This is a genomic window from Bacillus cereus group sp. MYBK195-1 (assembly GCF_051916605.1).
GTDB classification, from domain to species: domain Bacteria; phylum Bacillota; class Bacilli; order Bacillales; family Bacillaceae_G; genus Bacillus_A; species Bacillus_A cereus.
Genome location: NZ_JBQAGZ010000018.1, coordinates 1 through 14,847, shown reverse-complemented (window position 1 = coordinate 14,847; position 14,847 = coordinate 1). Strand labels below are relative to the sequence as shown.

Here is a 14,847-nt window from a genome sequence, read left to right as displayed (position 1 = left end):
CTCTCCAATAAAGTTAGTTTGTCTAGCATCTAAAATAAAAATTGACGTTTCACGTTGTTTGTTTCGTTTAGTTTTCAAAGTTCAATATCGCGTTTCAGCGACTTTTATAATTTAACATTTCTCGTTAAATTTGTCAACAGCTTTTTTCTTTCGTTGCTGACGACGCTTATTAATTTACCACATTAATAATTTAATAGTCAACACTTTTTTAAAAAAATGCCAAAATAATTTTATCTTGGCATGATATAAAGCTTAATAATCACTAATGCTGCTACACCCGGTAGGCCTAATAAACTCGTTATTGCTGCTGTACCCATGTTAATCGGGATATGAAAATCAAAATATGTCCCTACAACATTTACGATAAAAAGCAATGCTATCCCTAAAGTAATATGAAAAATCACCTTACCTATAAAACGTAATGGCTTAGAGGCAACACCAAAAACAAGAAAAATAAATACTAAAGTAAGAATGCCAACAATAATAATTGTAGAATTCATTTTTTCCTCCTTATGAATGACCTATACATCTATTTGTATGGGACAAGACAATAAAAAAGAACAGTTATCATAAGCGACATCTCTTTTATATAAACTAAATAAAACAATACCTCAGCATTTAACAAATAAAATAAAAAGGCCTGCTTAGAAAGCAGAACCCTTTACCATTGTTCCATTTTTACAGGACGACGCTTTGCTTCTTTCAACAAAAAGAAATATTTCGCCTCTGCTATTTTCAAAGAACAAATGACATCTTGAGACGGTTCTACACTTTGTTCGACCATTCTCTTCTGACGTAACCACTCATTCTTCACTTTTTCCAAAAGTACAATTAACTTATCGTCATACTCTTTACGCAATTTACCCTTTTTTTGAAAGAACATTTTTGTTTCTCCTCTTATACTTCTCTGCGACCTTCTAACGCTTTGGATAGTGTCACTTCATCTGCATATTCTAAATCTCCACCAACTGGCAGACCATGTGCAATACGAGTTACTTTAATGCCTGTAGGTTTTAAGAGGCGGGAGATATACATCGCTGTAGCTTCCCCTTCAATATTAGGGTTTGTTGCTAATATCACTTCTTGTACCGTTTCATCATGTAGTCGCTTTAAGAGTTGCGGGATATTAATGTCTTCCGGTCCAATTCCCTCCATAGGAGAAATCGCACCACGTAACACATGATATACACCTTGATACTCTTTCATTTTTTCCATCGCGATTACATCTTTCGGTTCTTGCACGACACAAACAACTGATTGATCTCGATGTGAATCATTACAAATATAACAAGGATCACGATCAGTAATATGTCCGCATACAGAACAGTACGCTAAATCTCGCTTCGCATTTACAAGTGCTTTCGCGAAACCTAACACGTCATCTTCTTTCATATCTAATACGAAAAATGCCAATCGAACCGCTGTTTTCGGTCCGATACCTGGCAACTTCATAAAACTATCGATTAGTTTTGATATTGGTTCTGGATAATGCATGTATCAATATCCTCCTAGAACATTCCACCTGGTAAGTTTAAGCCTTTTGTAAATTTACCCATTGTAGAGTTTGAAAGCTCATCAGCCTTTTTAAGTGCATCATTTGTTGCAGCTAACACTAAGTCTTGTAACATTTCGATATCTTCTGGATCTACAACTTCTTCTTTAATCTTCACTTCAAGAATTTGCTTGTGACCATTTGCGATAACTGTAATCATTCCGCCGCCAGCTGTACCTTCAACTGTTTTTTCACCAAGCTCTTCTTGTGCTTTCGCCATGTCCTTTTGCATCTTTTGCATTTGTTTCATCATGTTATTCATATTTCCCATTCCGCCACGCATCATAATTAATTCCTCCTAATTATTATTACTCTTTTATTTCAATGAGTTCTTGCCCTACTAATTTCACTGCCTCTTCTATAAGAGGGTCTTCCCTTTTCTCTGGGCTTTCTTCAGACTCTCCACCTTCACGTTGTAAAAAGTCTTCACGGATTTTACCCCATTCACTTTTTGGAATGGCAATCATATTTAACCTTTTACTTAGCAATTCAAATAAAGCTTGTTCTACTGTATCCATAGCTTCTCGATTTTCGCTCGCCATCTTACAATGAATCTCATATTGAAATGCTAAAACGTAAGTGTCATCTGAAGCTGCCACTGGTTCGCTATTTTCTAGTAAAACAGCAAACGCTACTTTGTTATATGATTTGAGTCTTCCTAACAACTCACCCCATACAGCTTTTAATTGTTCTAAATCTTGACGCTTCGCTTGTTTTAATACTTCATTTACACGTCCGACAGGAATCTTCATACTTCCTGTTCTTACCGGCTTTGGTGTTGCACGTGTCTCTCTTACTTCCTGTTGTACACCAGCTGGCACACCGTTCTTTTTAACTTGCTCTAACTCTTTCTCCAGTTGCTGCATCCTGTTCATAATTGCTTGCAAACGATCTGTACCATTTGCTTGCATCATAAACTGTTGACACAATTGCACCATAACAACTTCTAAGAAAATACGCGGATGATTTGTCCACTTCATTTCCTGTTGTCCCTTACTAAGGGTATGAATAATCTCATAGATCACTTCCGGTTGCATTTCTTCACTCAACTTACGGAATTGATCATCTACAATTACTCGTTCCAACATATGTTCTAGTTGCGGTGAAGTTTGATATAAAAGCATATCACGATAATAGTAAATGAAATCCTCCATAAAACGAACTGGATCCTTCCCTTTACTCATCATTTCATCTATGATTTGCAATGCTCTTGATACATCATTTTCACGTATGCATTCTACTAAATTGCCTAAGTATTGCTGAGAAACAGATCCTGTTACGGCCAATACATCTTCTGTCGTAACGGTCTCATCACTATAAGATATAGCCTGATCAATAAGACTAAGTGCGTCACGCATACCACCTTCAGCAGCACGCGCAACAATTTGTAATGCCTCATCTTCCACTTGCGTACCTTCATTTGTCACGACCGTTGATAATCTCTCAACAATATCATTCACTGATATTTTTCGGAATTCAAAACGCTGACAACGTGAAATAATTGTAGGCGGGATCTTATGAGGTTCTGTTGTCGCCAAAATAAAGATAACATGTCCTGGCGGCTCTTCTAAGGTTTTTAAAAGCGCATTGAATGCACCCATAGAAAGCATGTGAACTTCATCAATAATGTATACTTTATATTCTACAGCACTTGGAGCATATTTTACTTTATCTCTAATATCTCGAATTTCATCTACACCGTTATTTGAAGCCGCATCAATTTCTAATACATCTGAAATGGATCCTTGTGTAATTCCTAAACAAGAAGGACATTCATTACAAGGTTCAGCTACCGGAGCATGTTCACAGTTAATTGCTTTTGCAAATACTTTTGCAATTGTCGTTTTTCCCGTTCCCCTCGGGCCAGAAAATAAATAAGCATGTGAAACTTTCTCTTGAAGAAGGGCATTTTGCAACGTTTTTGTTACGTGCTTTTGACCGACTACATCTTCGAACTTTTGCGGTCTCCATGTTCGGTATAACGCTTGGTATGACACGAAAATACGGCCTCCCTCAAAGGTTATTATCTCATTTATTATAACCCATTCTGTTTATAGATTCCAAAAGTTATTTTCTATACAAAAAACTCACCTTTGTATTAAGGTGAGTTTTGTATACATATATAACTGCCGTGCACCCTCCGTCGATTACGTACCATAAGCGTTACTCAAGCAGTTAGCTCGGTTCAGGCACTCCTGCGGCACACGAGAAGACCCGCTTATTGCTGCTTCCTTCCGGACCTGACAAGGTTCACGGGGTCCCGTTGCGCAGGACCCAAACGTCAACACCACTTACTTAAGGCAGACCTTACAGCAACATAACCTCGAGAGGGGATTCGGCCTCGCTAGAGCGGATTGCGAGTATAGGGCACCGCTACCTCCCCGCTTAGCACGGCAAAGTTAAAACCAATATTCGGTTGCCTTCATTAAAGGCATTATCAGTATAACTTGTTTCTTTATAAAATGCAAATACGTTAGTTCCCAATATTCTTCTCTAATTTTTTTATTGCTTTTCTTTTTTTACGAAGTTCTCTAAAAAAGCTTGTTAACAACGTACCGCATTCTTCCTCTAGTACACCAGATACTACTTCACATTGATGATTGAAGCGTTCATCCGTTAAAAGATTCATCAATGTCCCTGCACATCCGCCCTTAGGATCACTTGCACCATATACAACTCGCTTCACTCGTGATAAAACAATTCCACCCGCACACATTGGACAAGGTTCTAATGTTACATACAATGTTGCATCTTCTAAACGCCATGTCCCTAATTTTTTACATGCCTCATCTATCGCTAGCAACTCAGCATGAGCTATTGATCTCTGCTCAGTTTCCCTTAAATTATGGGCAACACTAATTACCTCACCATCTAACACTATAACTGCTCCAATTGGTACTTCCTGTATTTCCTCTGCCTTTTTAGCTTCTTCTATCGCTAATTGCATAAAATAAATATCTTGATCTTGTTCCATAACATAGTCCTTTCATTACAAATAAAGTACACTTATTTCCATTTACTACACAGGGGATAACTTTTACAAATTCAATCCACCCTAAAAGAAAAAAGAGAGGGGATTACATATGAAAAATACCGCCTTGCTCATTATCGATATGATTAATGACTTTCAATTTTCCCACGGACCCATTCTAGCTAAAAAATGTGAAATTATAACAAACCCTATTTTACAATTAAAGAAAAAAATGAAATCCTTCGGCTGTCCTATAATTTACGTTAATGACCATTATCAACTTTGGAGATCTGATATCGACCAACTTATTACTCATTGTACAAATGAATATAGCGAAAACATAATCCATAAGATTGCTCCAAGTTCTGATGATTACATTTTTATTAAACCACATTATTCCGCTTTTTATGAAACACCTTTAAATTCATTACTAGGTTATTTAAAAATAGAAAATCTAATATTAACAGGGGTTGCCGGAAATATATGTATCCTATTTACAGCTAATGATGCTCATATGAGAAATTATACATTGTATGTACCACAGGATTGTATCGCCTCTAACAACGACCAAGATAATATACATGCTTTAAAAATAATGGAAACTACATTGAAAGCAACTATAACATCATCAACCAAAATAAAATTTAATTAATACATATATCTATTTTCTAACTTTTTATATCAAATTAACCCGCTCGCTTCCCTCTTGTGCTACAATAATTCTGTTTTGTGTTTTTAGTAGTCACGGTAAATCACTGATTGAAAGGAGGAAACAGCGTGACCGGAGTACCATTTATCACGGTTGAAGGACCAATTGGTGTTGGAAAAACTTCACTTGCGAAGGAAATTTCAACTCACATGCAACTCCACTTACTAAAAGAGATTGTTGATGAAAATCCCTTTTTAGGAAAGTTCTATGAAGACATCGACGAATGGAGTTTTCAAACAGAGATGTTCTTTCTTTGTAATAGATACAAACAATTAGAAGACATTAACATAAAGTATTTGAATCAAAGGAAACCAGTAGTAGCGGATTACCATATCTTTAAAAATTTAATTTTTGCATCCCGCACATTAAAAGACTCTCAATATGACAAATACATGCAAATTTATCGTATCCTTACACAAGATATGCCTGTGCCAAATGTCATTGTTTATTTAACAGCTAGCCTAGAAACATTGCAAAAACGAATCGCCATGCGCGGAAGAGAATTTGAAAAAAACATGAATCCAAATTACTTACTACAGCTCACAAAAGATTATGAAACAGCAATGGATGCTTTTAAAAAAGATCATCCGGAAATACCAGTATTGAAATTTAATGGAGACGATATGGATTTTGTAAAAAATCCTGATGATTTAAACGTCATCCTATCTGCCCTTCAAAATACTCTCTTAAAGGAGTCGAAATAATAATGAATTTAAGGCAAAAATATGATATACCTAATGACGCAGTAATCACTATCGCCGGAACGGTAGGTGTGGGTAAATCAACTATGACAACTGCATTAGCTAATGCTTTAGGTTATCGCACATCATTTGAAAAAGTAGATTCCAATCCATACTTGGACAAGTTCTATGCGGACTTCACTCGCTGGAGCTTCCACCTACAAGTGTACTTTTTAGCAGAACGATTTAAGGAACAAAAAAGAATTTTTGAATATGGTGGCGGTTTTGTTCAAGATCGTTCCATTTACGAAGACACTGGAATTTTCGCAAAGATGCATCATGAAAAAGGAACAATGACGGAAACTGATTATGAAACATACAAAGGTTTATTTGACGCTATGGTCATGACTCCTTACTTCCCTCATCCAGACTTATTAATTTACTTAGAAGGTTCTTTCGATGATATTGTCGATCGTATTCAAGAACGCGGGCGCCCAATGGAACAGCAAACACCAATTGAGTACTGGAAAGAAATGCATGGACGTTATGAAAACTGGATTAACAACTTTAATTCATGCCCTGTATTACGCTTAAATATTAATGAGTACGATATTTTAAAAGATGGTGATTCAATCGAACCAATCATTAAAAAAATTGGCCATTTTTTAAAACAAACACGTAAACTTGTAAAATAAAAAACCCGTGCATATGCACGGGTTTTCCTATTAAATTACTTCTTCTTTGTTGGAGCAATAATTTCACTCTCAGGTTTTCCTGCGTTAATGCGCTGACGAACAGTACTTGTACTAATATCGTATGCTTCAGCAATCTCTTTAACAGTCATTTCTTTCCCGTTAATTACTGCCGTTAATACTTTACCTGTACGTTTTGGAGCTGCTTCTTTCTTTACAGCTGCTTTTTTAACTTGTTTTGGCGCCTCTACTTTACTCGTAGCTTGTTTTACATCACAAGTACAACCACAAAGTTTACGGAATGTATCATCACTAATAATGCGTGATACGTTTGCACCACTGTTTAAAATTCTATTGTTCTTACAGACAGGACATTGTACATAATATAAAGTTTTTCCATCTAAAGGAAACGTTTGTATAATAAGATCCATGTTGACTCCTTTCATATCTATGAAGATAATCATCGGAATATGAGTGTGTAATAAGGACAAAATTACCTTACACCATACTTTATGATTGGTTTTAAAATAAAAACTCGTTACGTGTTGGTAACGAGTTCTCCAATCTCCACTTATATGCGCTGTTGTCAATTATATCTGGAGGAGGTAGAGGGATTCGAACCCCCGCGCGACTCTCGCCGCCTGTCGGTTTTCAAGACCGATCCCTTCAGCCAGACTTGGGTATACCTCCATATTGACATCAAATATAATATCAAAAGAAAAACAGTTAGTCAACCCTACTAAAATAAATTATGAGGAAAGGAAAATTTTACTTTCCCCTTCCTACATTACAGTACTGACAACGCTCATAATTACCAATCACTCATACCGATGAATGTTTAAATTTACTTAATAACTGTTTTTCCTCCCATATAAGGGCGAAGAACTTCTGGAATTATAATTGTACCATCTTCTTGTTGGTAGTTCTCTAAAATAGCTGCAACCGTACGTCCAATTGCAAGACCAGATCCATTTAATGTATGAACATGTTCTGGTTTTCCATTTGGCTCACGACGGAAACGGATATTTGCACGTCTCGCTTGGAAAGCTTCAAAATTACTACAAGAAGAAATTTCACGATATGTGCCATAGCTTGGAATCCATACTTCAATATCGTATTTCTTCGCTGCTGTAAATCCTAAATCGCCTGTGCACATGCTCATAACGCGATATGGCAACTCTAATAATTGTAACACGCGTTCCGCATCATTTGTTAATTTTTCTAACTCTTCATAAGAATCTTCTGGTTTTACGAACTTCACAAGCTCTACTTTATTGAACTGATGCTGGCGAATTAAACCACGTGTATCACGACCAGCTGAACCTGCTTCAGAACGGAAGCAAGAGCTAAATGCAGCATATCTTATAGGCAATTGCTCTTTATTTAAAATCTCATCACGATGCATATTCGTTACAGGGACTTCAGCCGTTGGAATTAAGAAGTAATCTTCACTTTCAATACGGAATGCATCTTCTTCAAACTTTGGAAGTTGTCCTGTTCCTGTCATACTTGCACGGTTTACCATATATGGAGGTAATACTTCTTCATATCCATGCTCATCAGTATGAAGATCAAGCATAAAGCTAATTAAAGCACGCTCTAATCTTGCACCAGCACCTTTGTAAAATACGAAGCGGCTTCCTGTTACTTTCCCAGCGCGTTCAAAATCTAAAATTCCTAAATCAGTAGCAAGATCCCAATGTGGTTTTGGCTCAAAAGTAAATTCTTTCACTTCTCCCCAAGTACGTGCTACTACATTATCATCCTCTGTTTCACCAACTGGAGCAGATTCATGAGGGATATTTGGAATAGATAACATTAATCTTTCTAAGTCTTCTTCAACTGTACGAAGTTCGTTATCAAGATCCTTTACTTTTTCTCCAACCTCACGCATTTCTAAAATTAGAGCTTCTGCATCTTTCTTTTCGCGCTTTAATACAGAAATTTGTTGAGATACTTCGTTACGTTTACTTTTTAATTCTTCTGTCTGAACAAGTAGTTCTCTTCTTCTCGTATCAAGTTCTTCAAAACGTCCGAAATCAGTTAAATCTTCGCCTCTATGCTGTAATTTCGCTTTTACTTCTTCAAAGTTTGTACGTAAAAATTTAATATCAAGCATTATATACTCCTCCTTTTATTTTATAAAACACAAAAAACTCCCGTCCCTATATAAAGGGACGGGAGTTAACCCGCGTTGCCACCCTAGTTGAAAGCATTACCGCTTTCCTCTCAAGTAGAAATAACGGCTCTTCACCGGGAATGCTTACTAATCCAAAAGATATTCCACATTCCATTCCAGGATGGATTCACAAACTGTTTCTATCGATTTCCACCAACCATCGACTCTCTATAAGAAACGACATTTGTTACTATTTCCTATCAACACGCTTATTTTATAAAATTGTTACCATCAATTTACTATAATCTTATACAAGTTGCAAGTTACTTATACAACTTTTTTCATTTTCGCTTCTTTTACCATTTCAACAAAGTATGCTGTCACACGATGATCATCTGTTAATTCCGGATGGAATGAAGCGGCTAAAAACTGATCTTGTCTTACCGCTACCATTCGGTCACCATGCTTAGAAAGCACTTCAACATTATCAGCTACTTCTACAACATACGGCGCACGGATAAATACACCAATGAAGTCTTCACCCACGCCTTCAATTGAAAGCGCAGCTTCAAAACTATCCTTTTGGCGTCCGAACGCATTGCGCTCAACTGTAATATCCATAGCACCAATATGTGCTTCTTCATAGCCAATAAGTGTTTTTGCAAGAAGAATCATCCCTGCACATGTACCAAACATTGGTTTACCAGACTTTGCAAATGTACGAAGTGGTTCCATGAAAGCATACTTATCAATAAGGCGGCGCATTGTTGTACTTTCACCGCCTGGTAAAATAAGACCATCAATCTCTTCAAGTTGCTCTATACGCTTTACAACAACAGCTTCTGCACCACTTGCTTCAACTGATTTTATATGCTCACGAACTGCACCTTGAAGACCTAGTACACCTATTTTCACCATTTTAAAGTTCTCCTTTAATTACCATCCACGCTCTTGCATGCGTTGTTCTGGTAATAACGTTGAAATTTCGACACCCTTCATTGCATTACCTAATCCTTTAGAAAGGCTTGCAATTAGTTCGTAATCTTCATAATGAGTCGTTGCTTCAACGATTGCACGTGCAAATTTCTCTGGGTTTTCTGATTTGAAGATACCAGATCCAACAAATACCCCATCAGCACCAAGTTGCATCATTAACGCTGCATCTGCTGGTGTTGCTACACCACCTGCCGCAAAGTTTACAACTGGTAAGCGACCAAGACGTTTAATTTCAAGTAATACTTCGTAAGGAGCGCCAGTATTTTTTGCATATGTCATTAACTCATCTTCACGTAGACTCGCAACTTGACGGATTTCTGCATTGACTTGGCGCATATGACGCACTGCCTCTACAATGTTTCCTGTTCCCGGTTCACCTTTTGTACGAAGCATAGATGCACCTTCTGCAATACGACGTGCAGCTTCTCCGATATCACGGCAACCACATACAAATGGAACTGTGTAATCACGTTTATTTAAATGGTATACTTCATCAGCAGGAGTTAATACTTCACTCTCATCGATATAGTCTACCCCTAATGATTCTAATACACGTGCTTCTACAAGGTGACCGATACGGCATTTTGCCATAACCGGAATTGACACCGCACCCATAACTTCTTCAACAATTGTTGGGTCTGCCATACGAGAAACGCCACCTGCTGCACGAATATCTGCCGGTACACGCTCTAATGCCATAACGGCAACTGCGCCTGCCTCTTCTGCAATTTTTGCTTGTTCAGCGTTAACTACGTCCATAATAACGCCGCCTTTTTGCATTTCTGCCATTCCACGTTTTACACGTTCTGTCCCTGTTACATTTGTCATGTACAAAAACCCCCCTAGGTGAATTGCTTTCCCCCGTTAAAGGCGAAAATTAAGAATACTCTTACATTCTACCACTAACTATCAGATGCTTGTCTACTACTTTTTCATAAAGTCGGTATGAAAAATAGGAATAAAAAAAAGCTCCTATCATGAGGAGCTTTTAAAACCAACCTTTTACTGTATCAACAGCACTATTCCACATGCCACTAAAGAATGAACCAATTCCGCGCATAGCACGAGTAAACCAGTTTGCTTCTTCTACTTCAGATGTTGTTACAAGATCAACTTGCAGTGACTTACCAGTTAAAAATCCAGGGTCGTTTGTATCTTTTGGCGTAATTACCATTTGACCAAGCGCAGCCCCCTTTTTAATAGGTGCTTCTTGTCCCTTACTTGATTCTTTTAATTCCGTTTTATAAACATCTTTACTTCCTTTTGGCACTGGAAGTGAAATAGCTTGTTTCGTTTGAACTGCTACATCTTTATCTTTCGCATTTTCTACTCGTACTGTTTCTTGTCCTTTTACTGAAGAACCTTTTTTATACATTTGTTTTACTTCAAAGTTAGCAAACCCATAATCATATAGCTTCTTTGTTTCATCAAAACGTGCTGTATGAGAACTTGTTTTAATAACTACAGAAATAAAACGCATTCCGTTTCTTTCAACCGTACCAGTGAAGCAATCTCCTGCTTCTGGAGTTGAGCCTGTTTTTAGGCCGTCTACGCCATCATATTCTTTAACTAAGCCCTTTAACATCCAGTTCCAGTTCGACATTGCAAACTTCTCTTTTTCTGGACGGAATTCTTTTTTAGGGATTTTTGCTGTATCTAACACTTTTGGATAATCTTTAATTAAATGTTGTGCTAAAGTTGCAACATCCTTTGCAGACATTTTATTTTCTTCATCCGCTGTTGTTCCTTCAGGATGCATTCCCTTTAAATCTTTATTCGTTAAACCTGTAGAATTGACAAATTTATAATTTTTCAACCCTAGTTCTTTCGATTTATCATTCATCATTTTTACGAAGTCTACTTCTTTACCTGCAATTGCTTCTGCTAATGCAATTGTTGCACCATTTGCAGAAAAGATTGCCATTGCCTCGTATAACTCTTTTACTGTATAAGAGCCACCATTTTCTAATGCAACATTTGATAATGAAGCATCTTGTGAAACCTTATATGCATATTCAGAAACCTTAATTTTCTGGTCCCACTTAAGTTTTCCTTTATCCACTGCTTCGTGAACTAAATATTCACTCATCATCTTTGTCATACTAGCAATGGATAATAATTCATCTGCATTCTTTTGATATAAAATTTTCCCAGAATTCGCTTCTACTAAAATTGCCGCACCTGCTTCAATGTTTAAAGCGGCTCCTGTTTCAGCTGATGCATTGCTATATGGCATAAAAATGCTACAAGCTAGTGTAAGCACTGTTACCAAAGCAATGAATCTTTTGCAAAACATACCTTTCACTTTTGCTACCCCCAATATCTATGTACTCACATAACCGTTATTCTAACATAATCAAAAAAAAATAGACAGAGATATCAAATCTCTGTCTATTTGTATATAAGACATTATAATGAGTAGTTTGGAGCCTCTTTTGTAATTTGTACGTGATGAGGATGACTTTCACGTAAGCCAGCACCTGACATACGAATGAATTGTGCATTTTCGCGTAAGAATTCTAAATCCTGTGCTCCGCAATATCCCATACCTGCACGTAAGCCACCAACTAATTGGTGAACTGTATCTGCTAAAGGTCCTTTATATGGTACTCGTCCTTCAATACCTTCTGGGACAAGTTTTTTATTACCTTCTTGGAAGTAACGATCTTTACTTCCTTTTTCCATTGCACCGACAGAACCCATACCACGATACACTTTAAATTGACGACCTTGGTAAATTTCAGTTTCTCCAGGGCTTTCTGCAACACCTGCAAACATGCTACCTAGCATAACAACATGTGCTCCTGCCGCTAAAGCTTTCACCATATCACCAGAGTACTTAATACCGCCATCAGCAATAACTGGAATACCGTGTTTACGAGCTTCTGTTGCACAATCATAAACCGCAGTTAATTGTGGTACACCAACACCGGCTACAACGCGTGTTGTACAAATAGAACCTGGTCCAATACCAACTTTAACTACGTTTGCACCAGCTTCAATTAGTGCTTTCGTTGCTTCAGCAGTAGCAACATTTCCAGCGATAATATTTAGTGATGGATATTTAGCACGAACTTCTTTTACCTTATCAATAACACCTTTAGAATGCCCATGTGCTGTATCAAGTACAATTGCATCTACACTAGCTTTTACTAATGCATCGATGCGAAGCATAGCATCCGCTGTTACACCAACTGCTGCTCCAACTAATAAGCGTCCTTGCTTATCTTTAGCAGAGTTTGGGAATTCAATTACTTTTTCAATATCTTTTATTGTAATAAGCCCTTGTAATACACCGTTATTATCAACAAGAGGGAGTTTTTCAATTTTATACTTTTGTAGGATCTTTTCAGCTTCTTCCAGTGTAGTACCAACTGGAGCTGTAATTAATTGTTCTTTTGTCATTACGTCAGAAATTTTGATTGAGTAGTCTTGGATGAAGCGCATATCACGGTTTGTAATAATACCAACTAATTTTCGCTCATCTAAATTATTTACAACCGGTACACCTGAGATACGATATTTTCCCATAAGATGTTCTGCATCATATACTTGATGTTCTGGAGTTAAGAAGAAAGGATCTGAAATAACGCCGCTTTCAGAGCGCTTTACTTTATCAACTTGCTCTGCTTGTTGCTCAATAGACATATTCTTATGAATAATTCCTAAACCACCCTGGCGAGCCATTGCAATAGCCATGTCAGCTTCTGTTACTGTATCCATTCCTGCACTAATTAACGGGATGTTTAGCTGTAAGCTTTCAGATAAAACTGTTTTAACACTTACTTCTCTTGGTAATATATCTGACCTAGCTGGTACAAGTAATACATCATCAAAAGTCAAACCTTCTTTAACAAATTTAGATTCCCACATAATTGTTCCCCCTATGATACCAGAAATTATTATTAGTAGCTTATCAATTGGTTAAAATACTGTCAAGGACGTATATATATGTTAGAATTTTTAGATAATAAAAGGAGCGTAATATATGCATCAAACATCTTGTACTTGGCAGCAGTTAAGTTTCTTTTTTTCATCTCAAAACGTACAACGTTATCTTGCCCGTTGTTACGAAAAATCCTCTATTCAGGATGCCGAAAAAAAAAGTTTTGAAAATTGTTATCCCTTTATTTATTACTTAGAACACGGGAAAAATTATTATGAATTATATAAGACAGCTCCATTTTCCATCCAACCAATGTTGTTATTTTATGGAATTAGTCAACTTTTTAAAGCATGCCTACTAACTATTGACCCTAACTATCCTGAATCCACTACTGTTTTAGCTCATGGCGTTACAACTCGCAAACGAAAAAAACAAGGGTATCAATTTTTAGAAGATGAGGTGAAGATACAAAAAAACGGATTGTTTACTCATGTTGCAGAACAACTGTTTCACATGAAACACTTAGAAGCAGAAAAATTTAACATGTTAGAACTAATGGGAAATATTCCAGAATTACAAAATTTATTTCGTTATAGTCAAAAAGAATCAACTTTATATAAAATCGATTCAACAATTAAAAATGAGCTCTCCTTTTCAGTCAACCTACTAGATCGATTACATATGACTAAAGAGAGATTTTCTCGTTACATTGAAACATCTTGTAAGCATTTATCAATACAGCACGTACCTGAGAAGACTAATGAATCGAATTTACTTTTTACGGCGCCCATTCAATCATGGAATCCTATGTACAGTACTCCTTTATACTATGAACATCTTACTAATACTTATTATTTGCCACTTACGACTGATCCTAGAAATTCTAAGCCAATATTACCTGAACTCCTCATTCATTATTTATTGCTCTATAATTTAAGCATGATTTCTAGGTATGAAACAGATTGGTGGTATGACTTACTTGGCAGTTATGGTTCTGAAGATTATCCATTTATTTATCAATTTCTAAGTATTTCTGCTCAAAAAATCCCTTACTATATTTCAAATTTTTTATTAATGGAACCAAATCTATTTCATGGGAAATAAAAAAACACAAGTCAAATGACTTGTGTTTTTAGTTGCTTGGCGACGTCCTACTCTCACAGGGACAAGGTCCCAACTACCATCGGCGCTAGAGAGCTTAACTTCCGTGTTCGGTATGGGAACGGGTGTGACCTCTCTGCC

At 36.8% G+C, this 14,847-nt stretch carries 16 protein-coding genes, 1 tRNA gene, 1 rRNA gene, 1 other RNA gene and 1 other annotated feature; of the genes, 4 read left to right on the top strand and 15 right to left on the bottom strand.

Annotation, left to right across the window (positions count from 1 at the left end):
* Positions 1–230 precede the first annotated feature (230 nt).
* From ACTFRY_RS29530 to tadA, 7 genes are all read right to left on the bottom strand, one after another.
* Positions 231–500, bottom strand: a complete 270-nt coding sequence (locus tag ACTFRY_RS29530) for a pro-sigmaK processing inhibitor BofA family protein (protein ID WP_001089270.1) — start codon at positions 498–500, stop codon at positions 231–233.
* 161 nt (positions 501–661) lie between these two features.
* The gene (locus tag ACTFRY_RS29525) at positions 662–883 is read right to left on the bottom strand and encodes a YaaL family protein (protein ID WP_000466019.1); all 222 of its coding nucleotides are present in this window, start codon (positions 881–883) and stop codon (positions 662–664) included.
* A gap of 14 nt (positions 884–897) precedes the next feature.
* Positions 898–1,494, bottom strand: coding sequence for a recombination protein RecR (gene recR, locus ACTFRY_RS29520; protein ID WP_000559169.1), 597 nt, complete (start codon positions 1,492–1,494; stop codon positions 898–900).
* Positions 1,495–1,508: 14 nt separating this feature from the next.
* Positions 1,509–1,835 (bottom strand): YbaB/EbfC family nucleoid-associated protein, encoded by a 327-nt coding sequence (locus ACTFRY_RS29515; RefSeq protein WP_014894853.1) that lies wholly within the window; start codon positions 1,833–1,835, stop codon positions 1,509–1,511.
* Between the two features lie 25 nt (positions 1,836–1,860).
* On the bottom strand, positions 1,861–3,549 hold the full coding sequence (gene dnaX, locus ACTFRY_RS29510; RefSeq protein ID WP_000121577.1) for a DNA polymerase III subunit gamma/tau: 1,689 nt from the start codon (positions 3,547–3,549) through the stop codon (positions 1,861–1,863).
* Positions 3,550–3,681: 132 nt separating this feature from the next.
* Positions 3,682–3,946: signal recognition particle sRNA large type (gene ffs / locus ACTFRY_RS29505), an RNA gene on the bottom strand.
* Positions 3,947–4,025: 79 nt separating this feature from the next.
* Positions 4,026–4,526, bottom strand: a complete 501-nt coding sequence (tadA, locus tag ACTFRY_RS29500) for a tRNA adenosine(34) deaminase TadA (protein WP_000434331.1) — start codon at positions 4,524–4,526, stop codon at positions 4,026–4,028.
* Positions 4,527–4,635: 109 nt separating this feature from the next.
* On the opposite strand from tadA, the gene ACTFRY_RS29495 reads away from it, so the two are divergent.
* The 3 genes from ACTFRY_RS29495 to ACTFRY_RS29485 all read left to right on the top strand — a co-directional run bounded on the left by ACTFRY_RS29495 (position 4,636) and on the right by ACTFRY_RS29485 (position 6,607).
* Positions 4,636–5,175, top strand: a complete 540-nt coding sequence (locus tag ACTFRY_RS29495) for an isochorismatase family cysteine hydrolase (RefSeq protein WP_098617286.1) — start codon at positions 4,636–4,638, stop codon at positions 5,173–5,175.
* Between the two features lie 125 nt (positions 5,176–5,300).
* Positions 5,301–5,936 carry a deoxynucleoside kinase gene (locus ACTFRY_RS29490; protein ID WP_098617287.1) on the top strand — a complete coding sequence of 212 codons (636 nt, stop codon included), beginning with the start codon at positions 5,301–5,303 and terminating at the stop codon, positions 5,934–5,936.
* Positions 5,937–5,938: 2 nt separating this feature from the next.
* Positions 5,939–6,607 carry a deoxynucleoside kinase gene (locus ACTFRY_RS29485; RefSeq protein ID WP_001053585.1) on the top strand — a complete coding sequence of 223 codons (669 nt, stop codon included), beginning with the start codon at positions 5,939–5,941 and terminating at the stop codon, positions 6,605–6,607.
* A gap of 35 nt (positions 6,608–6,642) precedes the next feature.
* Here the strand turns inward: ACTFRY_RS29485 and ACTFRY_RS29480 are convergent, their stop codons facing one another.
* From ACTFRY_RS29480 to guaB, 7 genes are all read right to left on the bottom strand, one after another.
* Positions 6,643–7,035 carry a DUF3797 domain-containing protein gene (locus tag ACTFRY_RS29480; protein WP_136986348.1) on the bottom strand — a complete coding sequence of 131 codons (393 nt, stop codon included), beginning with the start codon at positions 7,033–7,035 and terminating at the stop codon, positions 6,643–6,645.
* 166 nt (positions 7,036–7,201) lie between these two features.
* Positions 7,202–7,294 (bottom strand) — tRNA-Ser (locus tag ACTFRY_RS29475).
* A 154-nt stretch (positions 7,295–7,448) separates the two neighbouring features.
* The gene (gene serS / locus ACTFRY_RS29470; protein ID WP_000884186.1) at positions 7,449–8,723 is read right to left on the bottom strand and encodes a serine--tRNA ligase; all 1,275 of its coding nucleotides are present in this window, start codon (positions 8,721–8,723) and stop codon (positions 7,449–7,451) included.
* A 51-nt stretch (positions 8,724–8,774) separates the two neighbouring features.
* Positions 8,775–8,996, bottom strand: a binding site (T-box leader).
* A 54-nt stretch (positions 8,997–9,050) separates the two neighbouring features.
* The gene (gene pdxT / locus ACTFRY_RS29465) at positions 9,051–9,641 is read right to left on the bottom strand and encodes a pyridoxal 5'-phosphate synthase glutaminase subunit PdxT (RefSeq protein WP_000238771.1); all 591 of its coding nucleotides are present in this window, start codon (positions 9,639–9,641) and stop codon (positions 9,051–9,053) included.
* 18 nt (positions 9,642–9,659) lie between these two features.
* Positions 9,660–10,547 (bottom strand): pyridoxal 5'-phosphate synthase lyase subunit PdxS, encoded by an 888-nt coding sequence (gene pdxS / locus ACTFRY_RS29460; protein ID WP_000186165.1) that lies wholly within the window; start codon positions 10,545–10,547, stop codon positions 9,660–9,662.
* Positions 10,548–10,707: 160 nt separating this feature from the next.
* Positions 10,708–12,015 carry a D-alanyl-D-alanine carboxypeptidase DacA gene (gene dacA / locus ACTFRY_RS29455; RefSeq protein ID WP_125653127.1) on the bottom strand — a complete coding sequence of 436 codons (1,308 nt, stop codon included), beginning with the start codon at positions 12,013–12,015 and terminating at the stop codon, positions 10,708–10,710.
* Positions 12,016–12,128: 113 nt separating this feature from the next.
* Positions 12,129–13,592 carry an IMP dehydrogenase gene (gene guaB, locus ACTFRY_RS29450; RefSeq protein ID WP_000264088.1) on the bottom strand — a complete coding sequence of 488 codons (1,464 nt, stop codon included), beginning with the start codon at positions 13,590–13,592 and terminating at the stop codon, positions 12,129–12,131.
* A 115-nt stretch (positions 13,593–13,707) separates the two neighbouring features.
* Between guaB and ACTFRY_RS29445 the strand changes: the two genes are divergently transcribed.
* On the top strand, positions 13,708–14,709 hold the full coding sequence (locus tag ACTFRY_RS29445) for a YaaC family protein (protein ID WP_098617288.1): 1,002 nt from the start codon (positions 13,708–13,710) through the stop codon (positions 14,707–14,709).
* Positions 14,710–14,743: 34 nt separating this feature from the next.
* Here ACTFRY_RS29445 and rrf read toward each other — a convergent pair.
* A 5S ribosomal RNA gene (gene rrf, locus ACTFRY_RS29440) occupies positions 14,744–14,847 on the bottom strand; the annotation flags it as partial.